The 3,620-nt window shown below is 74.8% G+C and carries 4 protein-coding genes and 1 pseudogene; 2 read left to right on the top strand and 3 right to left on the bottom strand.

The genetic code is table 11. From position 1 onward, the window contains the following. From JNW89_RS31015 to JNW89_RS31005, 3 genes are all read right to left on the bottom strand, one after another. A partial coding sequence (locus JNW89_RS31015; RefSeq protein WP_238451777.1) for a Pr6Pr family membrane protein occupies positions 1-649 on the bottom strand: 649 nt, incomplete at its 3' end. Positions 650-674: 25 nt separating this feature from the next. Beyond that, entirely contained in the window at positions 675-1,463 is a 789-nt protein-coding gene (locus tag JNW89_RS31010; protein WP_238451776.1) for a hypothetical protein, read from the bottom strand. Between the two features lie 219 nt (positions 1,464-1,682). After that, positions 1,683-2,189 carry a DinB family protein gene (locus JNW89_RS31005; RefSeq protein WP_238451775.1) on the bottom strand — a complete coding sequence of 169 codons (507 nt, stop codon included), beginning with the start codon at positions 2,187-2,189 and terminating at the stop codon, positions 1,683-1,685. A gap of 119 nt (positions 2,190-2,308) precedes the next feature. On the opposite strand from JNW89_RS31005, the pseudogene JNW89_RS31000 reads away from it, so the two are divergent. Both JNW89_RS31000 and JNW89_RS30995 read left to right on the top strand, forming a co-directional pair. Continuing rightward, positions 2,309-3,204, top strand: a pseudogene (locus tag JNW89_RS31000) (DUF72 domain-containing protein). Between the two features lie 58 nt (positions 3,205-3,262). After that, a complete protein-coding gene (locus JNW89_RS30995; RefSeq protein ID WP_238451774.1) occupies positions 3,263-3,493 on the top strand; it encodes a GTPase activator in 231 nt (76 codons plus the stop codon). Positions 3,494-3,620: the final 127 nt, after the last annotated feature.

The following is a 3,620-nucleotide window of genomic DNA, read 5'->3' as shown; positions in this document are numbered from 1 at the left end:
GGGGCGTCGGCCGGGCGGGCGGCGACCGACCGGGACAGCCCGCGGTCGACGCGACGAAGAGCAGGCCGAGCAGCCAGAAGGCGAAGGCGAAGAAGACCGCGCTGACCGACACCCCGGCGTAGCCGAGCTGCCCGGCGTCGATGAACGGGTACGGGTACCGGTGCACGACGAGTCCGCGCACCAGCGCGAAGCCCAGGTACGCCACCGGGAAGGCCAGCCACCAGGCGGCGTAGCGCAGCCGTAGCCGCCCGCGCTGGTCGAACAGCGCCCAGTCGGCGATCGCGAGCAGCGGCACGACGGTGTGCAGGAACTGGTTGCCCAGCGCCTCGCCGAGCGCGCGGTCCGGCTGGGGCATCGCGAAGGGGCTGGCCGGGTTGGCCAGGACCAGGTGGTAGACCACCCCGGTGATGGTGATGTAGAGGGTGACCGCGCCCTTGAGCGCCGACGGCGGCTCGGGCCGTGCCCGCCAGGCCCGCCAACCCGCGTGGCCGGCGAAGAGCCCGACCGCGACGTTGCTCTGGATGGTGAAGTACGGCAGCAGGCCGGTGACCGTGGCCGGACCGAGCGCGGTGAGCACGATCCCGGCCAGCACGCTGATGACGATCGTCAGGCGGAAGGCCACCGCCACGCGTCGACGCCGCAGACTCATCGGCGCAAGCTATCAGCCCCGCCGCTCACCGGCCGGCGGAGCCGGCTGGCCGGCGATGGTCAGCCGGTCGGGCGGGACGGGACGGTCCGGGCGGGGGCGTCCGGCTTGCCGTCCGCGGTGGAGGTGCGTGCGAGGGCCGGCTGGTCGACCGTTCGGTGGGCGTCGGGTGGTCGGCCGAGGGGGGGTGCGGAGGGGGGTGCCGGGGGTCCCGGTGTCGCGGACCACGCGCTCGCAGTAGCCGGCCACCTCGTCCCGGCCACCGGCCCGGGGTGACGAGGTCGGCGAAGGCCGGGTTGTCCAGGGCCCGGCCGGGGTTGTCGCCGGCCGCGGCGCGGTAGGAGCGGCACAGCCCGAGGATCGACGCGGCCGGGGTCGGCCTGCTCGGTTCCGGCTGCCCGCTGGACGGAGCGGCGGACCGCGGCCCGGCGGTGGTGGGCGGGGTGGATTGCGACCCGGCGGACGGCGGGGTGACCGGCGCGTCGCGGTGCAGCGGTCCTGGCAACGTGCCGGTGGCGGCGGCCAGGGCGACGCCCCCGGTGGCGGCCACGGCGAGGCCGGCGAGCGCGACCTTCAGCCCGGCCAGTCGGGCCAGGGAGAACGAGCGGGCGGGCGACGGAGCCGGCAGCGGAACCCCGGCGCGGGCGCTGCGGAACGCGTGCATCGCGGCGGTCTCCCCGCGCAGCTCGCCGGGGTACGGCGCGGCACGCACCGCCGTCAGCAGCCGGACGAGCGGCTCCGGGCCGTCGTGCGGGTCGACGACCGGGCCGACGAGCAGCCGCTCGACGGTTTCCTGGTCCATCCGATGTGCGTTCATCTCGTGTCCCTCAGCGCCGGGCACCCCCCCGACGTCACATCTCCGCCCTGAGGGTGGCGCTGATCACGCGGCGACACCCGACAGGTCAACCGCGAAGTGTCAGCGCCTCTACGGTGCGTGACAATGAGGGCGTTGGGCTGCCGGATGCGCTGGCTGGGCGGGCCATCGGGATCGGCGGGATCCGGGACGACGTCTACGACCCCGCTGACCCGGGACGGGTCAGCCCATCGTCTTGGCGCCGTCGATCGCCTCGCGGAGGATGTCGGCGTGCCCGGCGTGCTGCGAGGTCTCCGCGATGAGGTGCAGCAGGACCCGGCGCACCGACCAGCTCGCACCCGGCTCGAACCAGGGCGCCACCGGCAGCGCCTGCGCGGCGTCCAGGTCGAGGGTGGCGATCAGATCGTCGGTGCGGGCGGCGACCTGCGCGTAGTGATCGAGCAGCCCGGCGAGCGTCTCGCCCTCGACCATCCGGAACCCGTTCGCCCAGTCCAGCGGCTCGCTCTGCATCGCCTCCGCGCCGCCGACCGCGAACCGCATCCAGCGATCCTCGGTGACCGCCACGTGCTTGATCAGCCCGCCGAGGCAGAGCTCACTGACCGTGGTGCGCGCCGCGGCCTGCTCGTCGGTCAGCCCGCGCACCGTCTGTCGCAGGAAACCCCGGTGCCGGCCGAGGGTCTGGGTCAGGTCGGCCCGCTCGCCGGTGAGAACCCGCTCCGAAGTGGTCATCGCTGCACCTTCCGTCGATGTCGTCGAGGCTCAGGCTAGGCCGGTGCACCGACAGTTCCGCGCCCGCCACGCGACGCCAGCGGTTGCCGATCCGGCGCTCCGGCGGTCCACTGAACTACATGGGTGACATTTTGGTCGGCACGTCCTCCTGGGCGGACCAGACCCTGCTGCGGTCCGGCTGGTACCCGCGATCGGCGAAGACCCCCGCCGACCGGCTCGGCTTCTACGCCCGCCACTTCGGACTGGTCGAGGTGGACACCTCGTACTACGCCGTCCCGGCACCGGAGACCGCCGCCGGCTGGGTCGAGGCCACCCCGCCCGGGTTCACCTTCGACGTCAAGGCGTTCAGCCTCTTCACCGGCCACCCGACACCGGTGTCGATGCTGCCGAAGGACCTGCGGCCGGCCGGTGGCCCGGCCCGGATCCGCCGGCGTGAGCTGCCCGAGCGGGCGTACGAGGAACTGTGGCGTCGGTTCCGGGCGGCGCTGGAGCCGCTCGCGGCGGACGACCGGCTCGGCGCGGTGCTGTTGCAGTTCCCGCCGTGGCTGACCCGGAGCGAGGCGCCCGGCGACGGATCGTGGAGCTGGCGGGGCGCTGCCGGCCCTGGCCGGTGGCGGTGGAGCTGCGGCACGCCTCCTGGTTCGAGGACACGGCCGCCGCCGAGACGGTGGCCTTCCTGCGCGACAACGACCTCAGCATGGTCTGCGTGGACATGCCCCAGGGCCACCCGTCCTCGGTGCCGCCGATCATGGTCGCCACGGCCGAGCCGGCGGTGGTCCGGTTCCACGGGCACAGCGCCCACTGGGAGGACGGCAGCAAGGAGGACCGGTTCCGGTACGCCTACTCCGACGGGGAGCTGCGCCGTTGGGCGGAGCTGCTGACCGACCTGGCGGAGAGCGCCGGCGAGCTGCACGTGCTGTTCAACAACTGCTGCGAGGGGCAGGCCCAGCGCGACGCCGGCCGGCTGGCCGAGCTGCTCGGCGTGACCCCCGCGCCGGAGCGCGCCGGGGTGTGAGGCGGTTTGTCGTCCCGGGGCACGGGTACCGCGCCGGCAACGACAGAAAGGTGCCGCGATGACGCAGGAACAACAGCCGGGCGACGGCCATAATTCGGCCACCGCGCCGACAGCCGGCGCTCCGGACCGAATGAGGGCCGTACCGGACGACGCCGAGGCCCGCCGGGTCCGCGAGGCGGAGGAGGCGCACGGCGGCAGCATGGCGCCGGGACTGGTGGACGAGACGGGCCGGCCGGTCGCCGAGCCCCCGCCGCCACCGGCCGGTGAGGAGGACGGCACCGGCTCCTGACCGGCAGGCCGGATGGACCGCCGGCCGCGCCACGGATCTCCGTGGCCGGCCCCGCCCGGCGTAAGTGGTCGGTGGGCTTCCCGGTGCCGACCGGAGCCGGGCGGGGTCTTCTTCCCGCCCGGCCGCC

The organism is Micromonospora sp. 4G55 (genome assembly GCF_016803375.1).
This window is presented reverse-complemented; position numbering and strand designations above follow the sequence as displayed.